This window comes from Pleionea sp. CnH1-48, assembly GCF_024124665.1.
Classification (GTDB): domain Bacteria; phylum Pseudomonadota; class Gammaproteobacteria; order Enterobacterales; family Kangiellaceae; genus JAMXSB01.
The window spans coordinates 60824-78469 of the sequence record NZ_JAMXSB010000014.1 but is presented as its reverse complement, the minus strand read 5'-3'; the positions used below and the strand labels follow the sequence as shown (position 1 = coordinate 78469).

Genomic DNA, 17646 nt, shown 5'->3' with positions numbered 1-17646 from the left:
CTCTGGTCACTCATTCTCTCCGAAACTCTAGATAAAACTGTGTAACTGCTTACCACCACATCCACAGGTCTATTGTTCCCAATCGATTAATGTACATCCGTTAGCTAAGGAGCTTTGTATGGGGAGTCTTACCCAAAAAGGTTTGCGCCAAAAGGCACGCACATCAAACCTGTTTATAAAATCCACTTTAGTAAGCCTTATGTTTGCTGGTCAGGCTGTTGTCGCCATTGATGGATTTAACCCTGGCGATATAGGTCAAGGACCTGCAGAGGAAGTTAAAGACTACGGCTATAACTTTCACGAACAAAATAACATCACTCCTGATATCCCAACCATGACTACAGATTTGTTGGGTGATCAGATCGATCCTTCGTCTGGCAGCATCTCTTTTACTCAGACTGATATCAGCATTCCTGGTAATTCTGGACTGCCTGTCGCTATCACAAGAACCTTGTCCGATCCGGATTCATGGTTTCGTGAAACTCGTGAATTTGAAAATTGGAGTCTGTCGATCCCACACGTTAGGTCGACTTACATTACAGATAAGACTGGTAATGCCAAGAATGCGTACTGGGCGGTTGGTCAAGCCTGTTCACGCAGATTGAATTCGAATCCTACTTTCAGTCGATATGTATCCTATAGTTCTTACTCTTTACAAACACAAGCCTACCAGGGGAGTAAAGACAGTTACTGGAATGGTGATACTGTCTCAATTCCGGGGCATGGCTCTGTCAAACTGACAGAAAAACCCGGTGACAGTAGTTATAAGCGGTACAACAATCGCAACTGGAATGTCGAGTGCATCACCAACAGTGATGGAACAGAAGGATTCAAGATTACTCTGGACAACGGCGTCACCTATACCATGGGTAAGCAACGTACCGTTAAGTCGATTAAGCCGTTCAATTTGTCACCTGTATTCAGTCTTACTCCTTGTAATGGAACTTCTCGCCCCTGCCCTATGGAGGCCGTCGGCCCTTCGGATCCTGATTCGACAGTGCAGTACCCACAGTACTTTGTGTTTATGCAGGCAACACGTATAGAAGATCGCTTCGGAAACTGGGTGAACTACAGTTATCACAATGATGGACGTCTTCAGAAGATTACTTCCAATGATGGACGAAGCATTAACGTTTATTATTCGGGCCAGCGAATTAGCTCAGTGTCTGCGAACGGAAAGTCCTGGCGTTATTACTATGACGATTATCGTGTTAAAACACTGAAAACCGTTGTTCGCCCAGATAACAAAGAATGGAACTTTAGCCATGACAAGACGAGCAACAACAGCCTTTGGATATTTGGCAATATAGCAGAACATGCTCAAGCGCCTCATCATGGTATTCAGTGTATTGAGAGTGGAACAAGAAACTTCATTGATATCACGCACCCAGAAGGTATTAAGGGACAATTTGTTCTGGAAGAAGTGTGTCAGGGACAGTTTGATGTACCTAAGATCCGTCGTCCAAACCCACTGAGAAGAAACTACGATACTTATTACATTCCACGTATTTCAAATTTGTTTGCTATTTCCTCAAAGAAACTGACACTGTCCAATGGTGAAGAGTATGAGTGGGACTATCTCTACTCCAATAATGACGGTCACTACAAAGGCGATGCCATCAAGTCCAGTCATCGATTAAGCTTGAATGTACCTGGTGTTGAAACCGCACATCTGAAGTCAACAACCATCATCGGTCCCGACAACAGCAAAACCATACAATACTTTGATCGCCGATATGGGAAGCAATCGGGCAGTCTGCGATTCTCAGAAATATACAGTGCAACGGATACGCTATTAAAAAGAAGTTCGTATGAGTATACCGATGGGTACTATCATGGCGAAGCATTGATGTATACCTCTGTGCCTGCTACTGAAGATGCATTCACTGCTGCTGATATCAAAAAGGGGCATTCAGCCTCACGTAAGCAGTTGACGACAAAAAAAGTTGAGACACTCTCTACAACAGGCGATGTGTATACAACAGTCTATAGTGGTTTTGATAGCTACGATCTACCTCAGAAAACCTATGAACACAATAACTTCAGTAATAAAAAGAAGTACACCAAGACATTTTATAATCACGATAAAACTTATAATCTGATTGGCCGTCATAGCATTACTCAGGTATCTGCAACGGATTCCAACTACACTGAGGTGGCCAAAACTACTTATCACAGTGCATCCAGTGCCTATAAGTCTTCACCTCATTATGAGTATGAGTTTGGTCGTTGGTACAAACGCAATGAGCTGTATCACACCAGTGGTGATCAAGCGGGATTACCCTGGAGAGTTAGATACAACGGTGCGAGCAATAATAGCTACAGTCGTTGGGTAGATTTTACTAACTACAAGCGTGGTAAACCGCAAACGGTTCGTATGCCACAAAGCCAGAGCACGGCCAGTCAATATGCGTACCTTGTTGTTGACAATGATGGTCGAACGACCAAAGTGACGGATTTTGAAGGTCATTGTACCTACTATCGATACAACACCATTGGTCGCTTAACTCAGATTGATCCTTGTGATACGCGTTGGAGTAATACCAATATCAGCTATCAAACCACATCCGGCAATGATGGCTTGAGTTATGTCCACAGTGGCATGTTAAAGCAGACAATCTCTCGTGGTAACTATGAAAAAGTCACCTACTTCGATAATCTTTTACGTCCGCGTATGATTAAAGAGTGGGACAAATCAAAGTCAACGACTCAACGATATACCCGAAATGATTTTGATGCTTTTAACCGTCCAACCTATCAAAGTAAGCCTTGGTTAAAGTCGTCCACCAACTATGGAACCATCACTCAATACGATGCTTTGGGTCGTGTGGTTGATGTCAACGACAATACGACTTCAGGTTCCATGTCTTACAGTTACCTGTCGCAAAATCGTGTTCGTGCTAATGATAATAAAGGCAACCAAACCACGACCACTTATCTGGCTTACGGTTCTCCCAGTCAGCGTATGGCAACTTATATTGCCGCGCCTCACAGTACCAACACCCGTCTAAATTACAACATCTTTGGTAATGTTACTTCCATCAATCAAGGAGGTATCACTGAACATCGTGTGTATGATAACTATCAACGCCATTGTAAAACCACTCGTCCAGATGTTGGAAACTCTGCTTACTCCTACAACGCATTGAACGAGTTGTTATGGAGTGCAAAAGGAAGCTCTATATCAAGCAGTACCAGTGCGTGTGATACATCGGTTAATTCTGCAGATAAAGTCACTTATGGTTACGATAATCTGGGTAACTTAAGAAGTACAACCTACTCTGATAATAGCCCCGATAAGACTTACACCTACTATAAGAATAATCTGTTAAAAAGAGTAATAGCAGGTAACGTTACAACGACCTACACCTATAACAGCGCTGGGTTGTTGGAATCTGAAGCCCTGTCGGTTGATTCAAATAACTTCGTACTTGACTATGTTTATAACAGCAATGGCCACCTGAGTAGCTTGAAATACCCAAGCGGTGCCAATATTACCTATGCACCTAATGCTCTGGGTCAACCTACGACTGCGGGAAGTTATGCCAAGTATGCAACTTATCATCCGAACGGAGCTGTGAAGACTCATACTTATGGAAATAACTACTCTTACAGTATGACGCAGAATACAACGGGCTTGCCTTCAAGTACTTATGATCGTATTGCAAAGTCAGGAACCATTACGCCAGTACCCATTGACCCAGTACCGATTGACCCAATTATTATTGAGCCTATCAAAGGCGGTGTATTCGCTAAACAAGGCGGTCAGGGAGCAACAATCCAGAAAGCTGGTCAGACCCTGACTTATGCCATCAATCAAGGTTTTACTTATGACGCGAACAGTAACCTGACGTTCTGGGATGACAAGGTCAACAGCGCTTATGACTTTAGAGCAACTTATGATGGTCTGGATCGTCTTGACCGCATTACAGACAGTTACTCTGGAACGGGCGATGTTAACTATGATGGCATGGGCAACATCACTTATTACAAAATAGGCAATAAGTCGCTTAACTATTACTACAACAGCAGTAAGCAATTAACCTCTGTTTCAGGACATCAGTCTCGCTCATTTAATTATGATGATAAAGGGAATGTCACCAGTAATGGTCTGCATACGTTCCTCTATAACGCCGCAGATCAGATGTACAGCTCGGATGTGGGTGATTATGTTTACGATGGTCATAACAAACGAGTGAAGACCGTTGATAGTGAAGGCACCAGCTACTCAATGTACGCTCGCGACGGAAAGCTCGTTTATCGAAAAGTAAACGGCATTCATACCGACTATTATCATTTAGGTAAAAAGCTGGTTGCGAAGAAGAAAGGCTCTGCGGTGACTTATGTTCATACGGACTATTTGGGCAGTCCCGCGGCAGAAACTAATACAGCAGGGTTTGTGACAGCGAAGATGCACTATCAACCTTTTGGTGAGCAGATTGAAGCACCAAAGGATGATGTTGGGTATACCGGACATAAGTTTGATAAGAGTTTGGATCTGAGCTATATGCAGGCGCGTTATTATGATCCTGTGGTTGGGCGTTTTTATTCGAATGACCCTGTTGGTGCATTAGGGCATATAAGCAGAGGGAATTCTGTACATGGTTTTAATCGATTTACTTATGCGAATAATAACCCTCACAAATTTGTCGATCCTGATGGTGAGTTCGGAATTCTTGGAGCTGCGTTAGGTTTTGCAGCGGAATTAACTATGCAAGCCATTCAAGGAGAGTACGATGTTGCTAAGTTGGCTGTGGCGACTATTGCAGGTGGAGCTGGCGTTGGGTTAGGCCAGAAAGCTGCTCAGTTAGCATCGCTTTATTCTAAAGGAAAGAAGGCTGCAAAGCTGGTGAATACTACAGCTAAGGCGGCAGGAGATGTCACTGAAGCTGTTTTATCAGGAGCGGTATCTTCTCTAGGAGAGTCAGCTATTAATCAGGCGCTTGACACTACTGATAATTCATCATTTGATGCTGCAGATGCTGCTACTGGAGGATTAACGGGTTCACTAAAAGACAACTTGGCGGATAACACTTTAGGAAAAACACTTTCGGATACAAAGGTATCATCTAAAATCACGATATCAGCTGACCATAAAAAGTCTATTGCGACGGCCGCAATCGGCCTTGGCCAGAGTATTTATTCCGAGTTAACCAAGGAAGATAAAAAGTAGTGCATTTATGACGCCAACTTTGGTTGGCGTCTTTTATATTTTAAAGTTGCATCTACATAGTATTAGCCTGAGTACGACCAATATTCCCAAGCGCATCGTTCGCACCAGAAGCCAACTGAATTACCAGCTGAACTTTTTGTGACGGCTCACTGGTATCCGTAATCTTCAAGTCCAATTAAGTTTTAATTTGATCAATAAAGTTTTCTTTTGTTTAACAAAGGTAGTGTTTTGGTTTTTGTTTAAAGGCATGTTGCCTGACTTGTTTAAATACTGTTTAACGACTTCACTTTCCGTACGATTGAAGAAGTGCTCTACTCTTGCAGGTGCAGCAACTTCAGATCAGAATGGTATTTGTCCCAGGTAATATATGTGATTTCCTTTTCATCGGAAGATATGGCGAACTCATGACCTTGGTCGTTATATTGATTTAGGACTGGCTGGATAGTTTCGGAAGTAAAGTTATAAAAGTAGAGACCGGGAGCGGGTTTATCATGGTGATGAAAATAGATACCCTTCTCAAATACTTGCAACTGGCTCCCAGCCGGAAAATCTTTGAAAATCAGGCTCTCTGTTTTACTGGACAGATGGATTTTCCATAGTCCTTTATGTTCTTGTTTTGATAAGTAGATATGTTCTCCGTCTTGACTTGCAGCAAGAGCATGGCCTGCGTTACCACCAATGACTTCTGTAGTGCCTGTTTTCAGTTCCGTTTGGTACAAGGTTCCTTTAGTTGCATCAACGTAATAAATCATCTTGCCATTTGCCGACCAGCTCAAAGCGAGTGGTGCGTTAATTTTCAATTCAATTGTGCGGAAGATATTTTCTTGAGCACTAAATATCCATACTTTGCCCAAATGAGTCAGCAACAATTGAGAGTCGTCCGGCGACCATCCAATGAGTTGAGGTCGGGTTTCAAAAGTTTGATCGGATAATAATTCAGGTTGTCTGGCCTCATCGACACCTTCGCCTTGCCATAATTGCCAATAACCTTTTCGGTTCGAAGTGAAGGTCAAGAGCTTCTCTGTATTCTTCCATACAGGATGCCTTTCTGTTTGAGTCGAACGATACAGAAATTGAGGTTGAGTCGACAAGTCAGAATTGGTTAAAGGATTGGGCTGATTGATCAGGCTGTGGTTTCTCCAGCGTGATGCAAATAACACCTTTGAGTCACTGGCAGAGCAAGTTGGATAATGAAAGCCATCGGCGTTCTGTTTTAAAACCTTATGATTATGGTTTTGAGCCTCCAGCTTAAGTAACTGTTGTTTTCCTCCCAGCAAAAGATACTTTTTTTGTGAGCCGCACCAGGTAAGGTGCGGATTAAATTCGGGAGCATCATAGACTTTGGTGAAGTTACCGACCGTGGGCGAATACAACCAGGTATGTGTAGAGTTATTTCCATCAAGGGATACCACGGCCCAATTATCTTCATTCGGGTGCGGCAGGATTTTTATTATGCCTTGCTTACTTTCCGGAGGCTTCAGATCAATAAGTTCGAGCGAAGCAGTGTTCAGGTAATACTGGAATTGCTGATAGAACCAGCGAGAGGAATCCACATCATTAAAAAACAACGAGCGGCTGTCTTTCGACCATGCAAGCTGAGGAAAATTATCAGGCTGAAAAGCATAGATACTTTGTGGTGTTTTCAAACTGAGGCCATCAGGTTGCCACTGCGCCACCATGATCTGATAGTTTTGAATATCGGCATAAGCTAGATAGCGTCCATCGGGAGACCATACTGGCGCAAAAGGGTTACCCACGACGTCTTTAATGACGCTGCGTTTGCCGCTCTCCAACCATTGAATGTTGAGTTGATAATGTGGGGAGTTTTCTTCTGCATGAGCATAAACAAACGCTTTTCCGTCTGGTGAAAAAGTGGGTGTCAGTTCTCGACCTGGCAGTGTGGTGATGGGGAGCAAGGGTATTGCACCAGAATCATTGGAAGGTTCGGTTAGCCATCCAATACTACTCACCGCTATAAGTAAAATGCCCGCCAATCCAGCCTGCAGAAACGGCTTTCGCCAGGTGCGCGAAGGCGGCTTTATCTGTACATCGGCAATCACTCGGTAACCCTTGCGGGGAATTGTCGCTATATATTGAGGGTTTGTTGCATCGTCCTGTAATACTTTGCGCAACTGGGTCAGTATTCGGCGCACGGTATTTTCGCTGACAACAGAACCTTCCCAGACTTGTTCCAACAGTTCCTGAATAGAAACAGTGCGCCCCTTGTGCTCGGCTAGATAGACCAACACGGCCATCGCTTTGGGCTCAATCAGATAATTCTCGCCAGCACGATAGAGGCCATTTCCATCGGCATCAATAAGCCAGTCGCCGAGTGTCCAGTGCACAGCACTTAGCGTCGTGATTGAAGAGTTTTGTTGTTCACTTTGCTGCAAAAAATGGCTCCATTCTATCTATTAATAACTTCCGTCAGAGGGCATTAACTCTTTGATTTTTAAAAGCATCACAAAAAAATCACAGCTTTTCAATCTCCATGGAAAGGACTTCGCCAAAGACCCATGTTAAAAGTGAATTCATCATAAATCAGAGATTTTTAAAATGCTACGATACGGTATCAGCCTCCTCTACTGGTTTTGTATTTTCTGCTGCACAGAAGTTTACGGCAGTGTTAGTGAATTGACGGAACGTAATCCATACAACCTCGAAAACTCAGTCAGTAGCGAGCACTTTGTCATTTATTGGCAGGAGGGTGTTGATGCTGCACAGGTTGAGCCTTTGCTCGATATTTTAGAGCATAGCTGGGAAAGTCTGGTGATTGAACAGGGATATGAACGCCCTATTACCATGCAAAACTATAAGCTGAATGTGTATCTCTCAGGTACCGGAAGCCGAGTTCCTTATAATCATGTGTTGGGAGGTTACGCTATTCTTGATCGTCGTGGGCACGAGGCTTTTGTTATGCATAAAGACATTGTGCCTTTGCCTGACAATCTGATTTTTGTACTCCCCCATGAGTTTTTTCACACCATTCAGTCAAGCTACGGCCTTATACGGTCTGACGCCATGGTGTATATCAGCTGGTTAACAGAAGCAACGGCCAGTTGGGCGGTTGGGCTAACGGACGCTGGTGCACAAAGCGTTGCTGAACATGTGCTTGCTCAATATGCCTTCTATCCACACTACACCCTTTATCATGAATCACCCACAAAAGAAGGCTCTGGATACGATTTGTTAAGGGGCCATCACTATGGTGCCTATTTGTTTTTTGTGCATTTAACCGAGTTAACTGGAGACCAAAATTTTGTACGTCATTTTTTGGAATACCTGAAAACTATTGCTCGGCCCAATCACACACCCAATGCGGTAAAAGAGCTGGACCGCTATTTAATCGATACCCACAACATAACACTTTCCTCCGCGTTTGCAGCGTTCAGCGCAAGGAACGCGCTTTGGGATTATCCCGATCAGTCGGTTTATGTTGAGGTGCTCGCCTCGCGCTCTACGAACCACCGAAATGAACATATTGCTCGTCGCCACGCACAACCCGAAAATCGCTGGCATTCTGCTCCAGTGGCCACTTTGCCACGCCGTTTTGGCAGTAACTACATTGAACTGGCTAAGCCCAGCCAAGGGAATCTGCTGATTTCTTTTCAGGGAGCTTCTCACGGGAGCTTAAATGCATCTAGCGAATGGCATGTGAGTGTCGTAACGACCACTAACGGCATTGCTAGCTATACACAATTGCCTTTGCAAAATGGCCGCCTTGATGAATTTTCTGTGGCCGTCGCGGGGGCAGACAAAGTCATGCTGGCCATAGCTGTGACAACGGCTATCGACGATCACAGCTCTCTTGATGAAACTTTTCTCTACCAGTACAAATTTGCCTATCCAGATCAACAAGAACCAGCATCTGGTGGAGGCGCTGTCTCAACTTTATTGCTTTTGCTGGGGCTTGTCTGGATGCGTAGAAGATAGCTAAATACCTAAAAGGAGAATCTGGATGCGAACAAATTGCACATGGCTAATCAGCTTTATTTTAATGATGCCTATTGCAGCCAATGCCATCATCAAGCGCCATGACCGAGACGACAGCGACTATGTGATGGACCAAACGACCCATGCTTATGTTGTGTATTGGGGGTGTTCAGCCACTCTGATCCACCCTCAATGGTTGCTGACAGCCGCCCATTGTGTGAGAGGCTTCGATGGTAGTGGCATCTCTACATTGTCGAAGGTCACCATTGCTGGCACAGAATATTCCGTAACTGGCTCGCCCTATTTTCACCCAGAGTATCGCTCGGTAAGACGGCCAAGCTACGATGAACGAATCAAAGATATTGCACTGGTTAAGCTCAGCAGTCCGGTACTGAATGTTACCCCCATCCCTTTATATGAGGGCTCGCAAGAGCTGAATCAGCCAGTAGAAATCTGGGGCTTTGGACATACTGGAAACGGACTCAGTGGCCAGTTGCAACCTTGCGGTTCTGAGCCATGCTCACGTACTTTGCGTCGTGGCACAAACCGAGTAAATAGAATAACCGACCATGAGCTTTTTATGACGTTTGATCGTCCAGATGATAGTGATGTTACAGAGTTTGAAGCTCATATTGGTGGTGGAGACAGTGGTGGACCAGCGTTCATCTGGGTAGATAATCAACGTTACGTGGCTGGTGTTGGATCAACGGCCCATTTTGATTTTTCTGATCGTATATTTAAGTACGGTTCAATGTCCGTATATGAAAGGGTCAGCGATAATCTGGACTGGATCAAAGCCGTCATGAAAAATGATTACCCTGGAACATACAATGGACCACTTTATCCGATAGGTGAAGAATCATCGGGTGGTGGAAGCTTCTGTATCTTTGGCCTTTTATTACTTGTTCTCCGGAAACTTCTTCCAAGAGTCAATAAGGCTAAAAAAGTATGAGCAAACGATATCTTAGTTGCGCCAATTGAACCCAGAAGAACCCTTTTTATGACTATCAAAACGCTTTAATGATGATGCCCTTTCTCTTCTTTCTTTAACTTAGGAAATCGATGAGTGGCAAAGTCAGTATGGCAACTGACACAGGCTTCGTTCATTTCAGAGAAGTAGAAGTTCACCAGCTCTGGCTTTTTGTGTTTTGCTGCATGCTCCAACATACCTGCCAGATAATGAAACTGATGGTCTTGTTTCAAAAAACTTTTGGGTAATGAATGATGCAGCTCTTTGATTTGAGCATCGGTTAAACTTTGCTTCAAAATATAACTGTTCTTCATCTTATGAGCGGTTTTGGCAATTTGCTCCCAATCGCCAGAAATATAAGCCGGAATAATCGACTGCATGCCACCTTGTAATGCTCGCATCTCTTTGCCAAGTAACTGTCTTAACTCGGGAGAAAGCCCTTCTATGGGAGATGTATGATGATGGTGGTGTTTGTGCTCTTCTGCAAAGCTGGTTAAAACTGAGAAGGTGAAGGCAATGGTTGTTATTGTTTTTATAAGTGACATTATTTTTCCTTTTTAACGTCGCCAAAAAGCGGGAGTAAACAGAACCAGCAAGGTGAAAATTTCCAGTCGGCCAAACAACATGGCCACACACAAAGTCCACATAGATAAAGGACTAAGCGAAGAATAGTTAGTCGCGACTTCACCTAAACCCGGACCCAGATTATTCATACAGGCTGCCACCGCAGAAAACGCCGTTACCTGGTCCATCCCTTCGGCAACCAGTATCAATAGCATGATCACAAAAAGCGCCACATAGGTGGCAAAGAAGCCCCAGATGGCATCAATCACTTTCTCGGGTAATACTTGTCCACCCAGCTTGATAGAGAACACCGCGTTGGGGTGAATCAGCTTGCGGATCTCACGCATGCCCTGCTTGAACAACAGCAAAAAGCGAATCACTTTAATACCGCCACCGGTCGAACCTGCACATCCACCAACGAAAGAGAACAACAGCAATAGCAAGGGCAAGATGCTTGGCCAGGTATCAAAAGCCGCACTGGCAAATCCGGTTGTTGTACCGATAGAAATGGCGTGGAAAATGGCTTTATAAATGGAATCTTTAAAGCCAAATTGCTGGGTCGAGAACAACACAATAAAACAGATCGCAGCAACGATGAGCATTAAGGTAATGTAAGCTCGAAACTCTGGATCTTTGGCGTAAGGATCAATACTCAACTGACGATAGGCGACAAAGTGGAGTGAGAAGTTCACGCCAGATATCAACATAAAGACACTACACACCAACTCGATGGTGCTGTTGTTAAACCATCCAATACTGGCATCGTGAGTAGAAAAACCACCAATGGCCACGGTAGAAAAGCTGTGATTAATGGCGTCAAAAGGCGTCATGCCTGCTAACCAATAGCTGATAGCGCAAGCAACGGTTAGACCTAAATAAATAAACCACAAGGCCTTTGCGGTTCCAGCAATACGCGGTGTCAGCTTCGCGTCTTTAACCGGGCCAGGCGTTTCGGCTCGATAAAGCTGCATACCCCCGATCCCCAGCATAGGGAGAATAGCGACGGCTAATACGATGATCCCCATACCGCCTAACCATTGCAGTTGTTGACGATAATAAAGGATCGACTTAGGTAAAAAGTCGAGTCCTTCGATCACTGTGGCCCCTGTGGTTGTTAAACCAGAAAAAGACTCAAAGGCCGCTTCTGGTATGCCAACATGAGGAATGTTCGATAGATACAGTGGAATGGCTCCAAACAGACTCAGTACTGTCCAGAACATCACAACGATCAAAAAGCCATCACGAATTTTTAGTTCGGCGCGATATTTTTTGTTGGTGATAAAAAGCACAAAGCCTGTGATCAAACTCATGATCAGGGCTGATAAAAAGGCACCGCCTGCGCCATCTTTGTAATACAAAGACACACCAATAGGCGGCAGCATGGTCAGGCTGAAAACCATGAGCAGAATGCCTAAAATTCGAATAATGACTCGGGGCTGCATAACTAGAAAAAGGCAAAGTCGACTTGGAACAGTTGTTCGACATCGAACACGTATTTTTTGTCGACCAAAAATAAAATGACGTGATCATCGGATTGGATAACAATATTGTCGTGAGCAATCAAAACTTGATCGCCGCGCACAATTGCACCAATGGTTGTGCCGGGCGGTAGATCGATTTCACCGATGGCACGGCCTACAACACGAGAGGTTTGCTCGTCGCCGTGGGCAATGGCCTCGAGTGCTTCGGCAGCTCCACGACGTAGTGAATAAACGTTAGCAACATCACCACGACGAATATGCGTTAGCAAACTACCAATGGTCGCTTGCTGTGGAGAGATCGCGATATCGATTTCGTATCCTTGCATCAGATCCACATAGGCGCTGCGATTAATCAGCACCATGGTTTTGCGAGCACCCATCCGTTTGGCGAGGATGGCTGACATGATATTTACTTCATCGTTGTTGGTCACCGCAATAAAAACGTCGATGTTCTCGATGTTTTCATCACTAAGCATTTCTTGGTTAGAGGCGTCACCATGCAAAACGATGGTATCTTCAAGTTCTTCTGATATGGCCTGTGCGCGTTTGGCACTGTGCTCGATCAGTTTAACGCTATAATTCGTTTCAAGCCGCTGGGCCAAGCCCAGGCCTATGTTGCCGCCCCCGGCAATCATAATACGCTCGTAGGTGTGTTCCAGCTTCTGCAATTCACCCATAACCGTACGTATGTGGTGCCGAGCTGCCAAAAAGAAAACTTCATCATCGGCTTCGATAACGGTGTCACCGGTGGGCATGATTGCCTGGCCTTCGCGAAAGATAGCGGCCACTCGAGTCTCGATGGTTGGCATATGCTCGCGCAATGCTGATAAAGCATTACCTACCAGTAGCCCACCATAGTAGGCCCTAACAGCAACCAGTCTGACGCGGCCATCGGCAAAGTCCATAACCTGAAGCGCGCCTGGGTTATCCACCAGGTGAGCAATAGAATCAACCACCAGTTGTTCGGGGCTGATCACAACATCGACAGGAATCGAATCTGTCTGGAACAGATCTTTACGGGAGAGATAACTCGGTGCTCTGACACGGGCGATTTTGCGGGGCGTATGAAAGAGTGAAAAAGCAACCTGACAGGCGATCATATTGGTTTCGTCACTGTTGGTGACGGCGATAAGCATGTCGGCATCGTCTGCGCCAGCCTGTTGCAGAATATTAGGATAAGAACCACAACCTACAATGGTACGTAGATCAAGATGGTCCTGTAATTCACGTAAACGCTTGGCGTCAGTATCAACGACGGTAATATCGTTATCTTCCCCAGCCAGATTCACAGCTAAGGTTCCACCGACCTGGCCTGCACCAAGAATAATTATCTTCATTTGCGTATTAGATTTTTATGTTATCGCTAATCCATTATTCAGCTTTCATCGCCTAAAAGCCAGTTAAATTATTGATAATCGGAGATTATCTTTGTCGCATTACGCTTTCTTTAGTAAGGCATAGAAAAAACCATCGTGCCAGTTCTGCGGCAATATTTGTAAGCCAAAGCGGGTATCGATGCCTAACGCCATAATGTCGGTGGCAAGTGGCTCTAATTTGGCATCGGGGTGGCGATCCAAAAAGCCTTTAATCTGCTCGGCGTTTTCTTGTGGCAAGATAGAACAGGTAGCATAGAGCAAGTGGCCACCCTGCTTTACTTTGGCCCACAAACTTTCTAGCAGTTGTTTTTGCTCGTTGACGACTTGAGCAATGTCGCTGTTTTGGCGATGCAACTTGATGTCAGGCTGACGACGAATGACCCCAGTCGCAGAACAGGGCGCATCAAGCAAAATGCCGTCAAAGGCACTTTCTTCAAGTTGACCTGCGTCGGCGGCTATCACCTCACACTCTAAGGATAGGCGTTGTAAGTTTTGATGGATCTTCTCGGCTCGTCTGGGATCTTTATCAACAGCGGTTAAATTCAGCTGATGACGTTCCAGTAGATGCGCGGTTTTTCCACCGGGTGCAGCGCAGGCATCCAATACTTTATTGCTAGAGGTGAGCGGCAGTATCCAGGCGGCCAGCTGGGCTGACAGATCCTGAACAGAAAACAGTCCCTCATCAAACAAGGGGATCTGAGAGACAGGCACGGCTTGTTTAAGGCGAATAGCAGACTCAACGGTTTTATGGGTTTCGAACTCAATATTCGCGGTGCTCAGGTGATCAGAATAATGCGCTGCTTCTGGATGAGACTGATTGATTCTCAAAACTAACGGGGCTTTGGTGGCTGCGGCTTCAGCGATGGCGCCTAACTGTCGTGGCCAGGCTCCACGTAAGCGTTTAAATAACCATTGAGGTAATTCATGCTGAACATTGAGGGGCTGTTGATCAGAGCTCATTAACTCTTTGCCTTGACGCTGAGCATTTCGCAAAACACCATTAACCAACTTGCTGGCCCAGTCTTTGTCTAGCTGACGGGTAGCATTAACGCTTTCGGAGACCACTGCGTGAGAAGGTTTATCGAGATAAAATAGCTGATACAGCGCGGTTAACAGCAAGCAGCGCAAATCATTGTCTTTTTTCTTGAAGGATTTGCTCAGGAGCTGGTTTAGCATCCAGTCGAGTTTTTCAAAGTGGCGTGCAGTGCCAAACAGACATTCCTGTACAAAACCCTGTTCGTGTCGGTCGCTGATTTGCTGACGCAATTCTAGCAACACCTCATTGGCAGAACGACCATCAAAGGCGATGGCATAAAATAACCGTGCGGTTTGTGCTCTTAGCGCAGCCGACATCAATTAAGCTCCTACCAACTTTCCTGGGGTAAACCAGTGGCTTTTTGAATTGAGCAGATCAGCGACTGCCATTTTTCTTTTACCCGAAGGCTGTACTTCTTGAATAAGCAGACTGCCTTCACCGCAGGCGATTTCTATCCCTTCTTTATCGGCTTTAATGACGTGTCCTGGCGGTTGGGCGGATGATGATTCCAGTGCAACGGCAGACCAGATGCGCAGTGGTTGATTCTCGATGCTGATAAATGCCACAGGCCAGCTATTGAAGGCTCTGACTTTTCTTTCTATGGCTAAAGCTGGCAGAGACCAGTCGATGGCGGCTTCTGCTTTTTGCAATTTGTGGGCATAGATAACCTGGGCTTCGTCTTGTGTTTCGGGCTGTCGATTCTGCTCGGTTATATCAGGAAGCGCATCAATCAACGCCGTGGCACCTAATGCTGCCAGTTTGTCGTGTAAGCTGGCGCCCGTTTCGGTATCAGTGATTGGGCAGCTAACGCTTGACCAAACAGGTCCGGTATCCAGACCCGCTTCCATTTGCATGATGCACACACCACTTTCGGCGTCGCCCGCTTCGATAGCTCGTTGAATCGGTGCGGCACCTCGCCAGCGAGGCAACAATGAAGCGTGAACATTGATACAACCGAGTTTGGGTGCATCCAGTACCACTTGAGGTAAAAGTAAGCCATAAGCAACCACAACCATGAGATCGGCCTCGTAAGCTTGCAGTGCTTCTACGCTGCCCTCTTCTTTAAAATTAAGTGGTTGCTCTACTGCGATATTATGGTCGAGGGCGAGGGTTTTTACCGGGCTGGGTTGCAGCTTCTTGCCTCTGCCAGCAGGTCGATCGGGCTGGGTATACACGGCAACGATGTTGTGTTCGCTGTTGAGTAGTGCTTGTAGGCAGTGTGCAGCGAAATCCGGGGTTCCGGCGAAAATAATATTAAGTGGCTTCATAACAGGTCTGACTAGCGGCCTTTTTGTAGTTTTTTCAGTTTTTTGCGAATGCGATCACGCTTCAGCGGCGATAGATAGTCAACAAAGAGCTTACCTTCCAGATGATCCATCTCGTGTTGAATGCAAACAGCCTTTAAACCCGAGGCGTCCAAAGTAAAGGTTTGGCCCTGACGATCTTGAGCTTCAATGGTTACTTCGTTGGCTCGCTGCACTTTTGCATAGACTCCAGGAAACGACAGGCAGCCTTCATCCAATTCTTCAAAGCCACGTTTTTCGGTTATTTTGAGGTTAATAAGTACTAAGGGATCGTTCTTCTCTTCTGACAGATCCATCACAATCAGTTGTTCATGAATATCCACCTGAGTCGCTGCCAAACCAATACCGGATGCTTGATACATAGTTTCAAACATGTCATCAATTTTGGCCTGTAGGGCATCATCAAATTGGGTAATTGGTTTTGCTTTCGTTCTTAAGCGTGGATCGGGATACTCAAGAATTTCTAATATTGCCATATAAAAGCCATGTATCTGTGATGTAAGTTCTAGTAAAAACGCAACTTTTGCTGCTAAGATTATGATCATACTCAATAAGTCATGCGAAAAGCTAATGGTTAACTCGGTTAACTATCGGTTTTTCAACGTAATCGTTGCATATTATAAGATAAGGGATACCCACTATGAAAAAGTTTATTGCTGGTTTGATCGCCGCATGGGTATATGGGATGTGTGCCTGTGTGCAAGCCGCAGAATTAAGAAAAGATCATCCAGACTTCTATGTTGTGAAGGAAGGCGATACCTTGTGGGATATTTCGGCCTTGTTTTTACAAACCCCCTGGCTGTGGCCAGAGATCTGGCATGTGAATGATCAGGTGGATAATCCACACCTTATTTATCCTGGTGATGTGATTGCGCTGGTTTACATGGATGGCCAACCTAGGTTGATTAAAAACAACACTGGCGAGATTCGAATGGCCGATGGAACCGTTAAGTTATCTCCATCTGTGCGAGAGCTAAGTCGCGGCGATGCCATTACCACTATTCCTCTTGATGCGATTTTGCCGTTTCTTGTGGGAGCACAGGTCGTGGCCGAAAAAGACCTCAAAAATGCCCCTTACGTTGTCGCTGGAGATGAGGGACGTATCGCCAATGCCGAAGACAACCGTGTTTATGTGCGTGGCATTACCCAGGTTGAACACAGCAAGTATGCTTTCTTCCGCCGCGGTGAACGCTATGTCGATCCTGACACCAAAGAGGTTTTGGGAGTTGAAGCCATACACCTGGGTGGCGGTACCAAAATCCGTAATGGCGATCCTGCTACCATCCGCATTGAAAAAAGCGTCTCTGAAGTGATGAAAGGCGATAATGCCTGGCCAACCAATGAAGAACAGCTACGCCCCTATTACTTCCCTCATGCTCCTAACGAAAATATCGATGCGACCATTATCTCGGTTTACAACGGGGTTTCTCAGATTGGTCAATATGATGTGGTTGTATTGAACAAAGGGGAACGTGAAGGTTTAGAGGTAGGCCATGTATTGACGGTATTCCAGCGTGGTAAAGAAGTAGAAGATCGTTATGCCCGCGATAATGAAAACGTGAATAAGGATTCTGGCTTTGACCGTTTTCTTAAGGTCATTACCAATGAGAAAGATATGGTCACGTTACCTGACGAAGAAGCGGGTTCTCTTATGGTCTTCCGTACTTTCGATAAAGTCAGCATGGCCTTGATTTTGAAAGCTCAGCGCCCATTACATGTGTTAGATAAGGCAAAGACCCCTTATTAAAAGAATATGAGTGGGTTAATGCCCACTCAACTTAGTGGCTGTTTATCGCCACTACGAAAGAG

General features: G+C 45.2%; 12 protein-coding genes. 4 read left to right on the top strand and 8 right to left on the bottom strand.

What is annotated here, in order from left to right; all coding sequences use genetic code 11:
- Nucleotides 1-118: 118 nt before the first annotated feature.
- Nucleotides 119-5173, top strand: a complete 5055-nt coding sequence (locus tag NH399_RS20045; protein WP_253042975.1) for an RHS repeat domain-containing protein — start codon at nucleotides 119-121, stop codon at nucleotides 5171-5173.
- 52 nt (nucleotides 5174-5225) lie between these two features.
- On the opposite strand, the gene NH399_RS25640 is transcribed toward NH399_RS20045, so the two are convergent.
- Together NH399_RS25640 and NH399_RS20040 are read right to left on the bottom strand one after the other, a co-directional pair.
- Nucleotides 5226-5348, bottom strand: a complete 123-nt coding sequence (locus tag NH399_RS25640; protein WP_256489712.1) for a hypothetical protein — start codon at nucleotides 5346-5348, stop codon at nucleotides 5226-5228.
- 136 nt (nucleotides 5349-5484) lie between these two features.
- Complete coding sequence (locus NH399_RS20040; RefSeq protein WP_253042974.1) at nucleotides 5485-7566, bottom strand: winged helix-turn-helix domain-containing protein; 2082 nt, start codon at nucleotides 7564-7566, stop codon at nucleotides 5485-5487.
- A gap of 163 nt (nucleotides 7567-7729) precedes the next feature.
- Here NH399_RS20040 and NH399_RS20035 point away from each other — a divergent pair, with 163 nt between their 5' ends.
- Together NH399_RS20035 and NH399_RS20030 are read left to right on the top strand one after the other, a co-directional pair.
- The gene (locus tag NH399_RS20035; protein ID WP_253042973.1) at nucleotides 7730-9106 is read left to right on the top strand and encodes a DUF6055 domain-containing protein; all 1377 of its coding nucleotides are present in this window, start codon (nucleotides 7730-7732) and stop codon (nucleotides 9104-9106) included.
- Between the two features lie 25 nt (nucleotides 9107-9131).
- Complete coding sequence (locus NH399_RS20030; protein ID WP_253042972.1) at nucleotides 9132-10058, top strand: trypsin-like serine protease; 927 nt, start codon at nucleotides 9132-9134, stop codon at nucleotides 10056-10058.
- Nucleotides 10059-10123: 65 nt separating this feature from the next.
- Here the strand turns inward: NH399_RS20030 and NH399_RS20025 are convergent, their stop codons facing one another.
- The 6 genes from NH399_RS20025 to def form a co-directional block, all read right to left on the bottom strand.
- Nucleotides 10124-10621: a hypothetical protein gene (locus NH399_RS20025; protein WP_253042971.1), complete on the bottom strand. Its 498-nt coding sequence runs from the start codon at nucleotides 10619-10621 to the stop codon at nucleotides 10124-10126.
- A 12-nt stretch (nucleotides 10622-10633) separates the two neighbouring features.
- Nucleotides 10634-12082 (bottom strand): TrkH family potassium uptake protein, encoded by a 1449-nt coding sequence (locus NH399_RS20020; RefSeq protein ID WP_253042970.1) that lies wholly within the window; start codon nucleotides 12080-12082, stop codon nucleotides 10634-10636.
- 2 nt (nucleotides 12083-12084) lie between these two features.
- Nucleotides 12085-13458 (bottom strand): Trk system potassium transporter TrkA, encoded by a 1374-nt coding sequence (gene trkA / locus NH399_RS20015; RefSeq protein ID WP_253042969.1) that lies wholly within the window; start codon nucleotides 13456-13458, stop codon nucleotides 12085-12087.
- A gap of 99 nt (nucleotides 13459-13557) precedes the next feature.
- Complete coding sequence (gene rsmB / locus NH399_RS20010; RefSeq protein ID WP_253042968.1) at nucleotides 13558-14850, bottom strand: 16S rRNA (cytosine(967)-C(5))-methyltransferase RsmB; 1293 nt, start codon at nucleotides 14848-14850, stop codon at nucleotides 13558-13560.
- A gap of 3 nt (nucleotides 14851-14853) precedes the next feature.
- Entirely contained in the window at nucleotides 14854-15801 is a 948-nt protein-coding gene (gene fmt / locus NH399_RS20005; protein WP_253042967.1) for a methionyl-tRNA formyltransferase, read from the bottom strand.
- An 11-nt stretch (nucleotides 15802-15812) separates the two neighbouring features.
- Nucleotides 15813-16313, bottom strand: coding sequence for a peptide deformylase (gene def, locus NH399_RS20000; protein ID WP_253043073.1), 501 nt, complete (start codon nucleotides 16311-16313; stop codon nucleotides 15813-15815).
- 164 nt (nucleotides 16314-16477) lie between these two features.
- Between def and NH399_RS19995 the strand changes: the two genes are divergently transcribed.
- Entirely contained in the window at nucleotides 16478-17584 is a 1107-nt protein-coding gene (locus tag NH399_RS19995) for a LysM peptidoglycan-binding domain-containing protein (protein ID WP_253042966.1), read from the top strand.
- The last annotated feature ends 62 nt before the right edge of the window (nucleotides 17585-17646 follow it).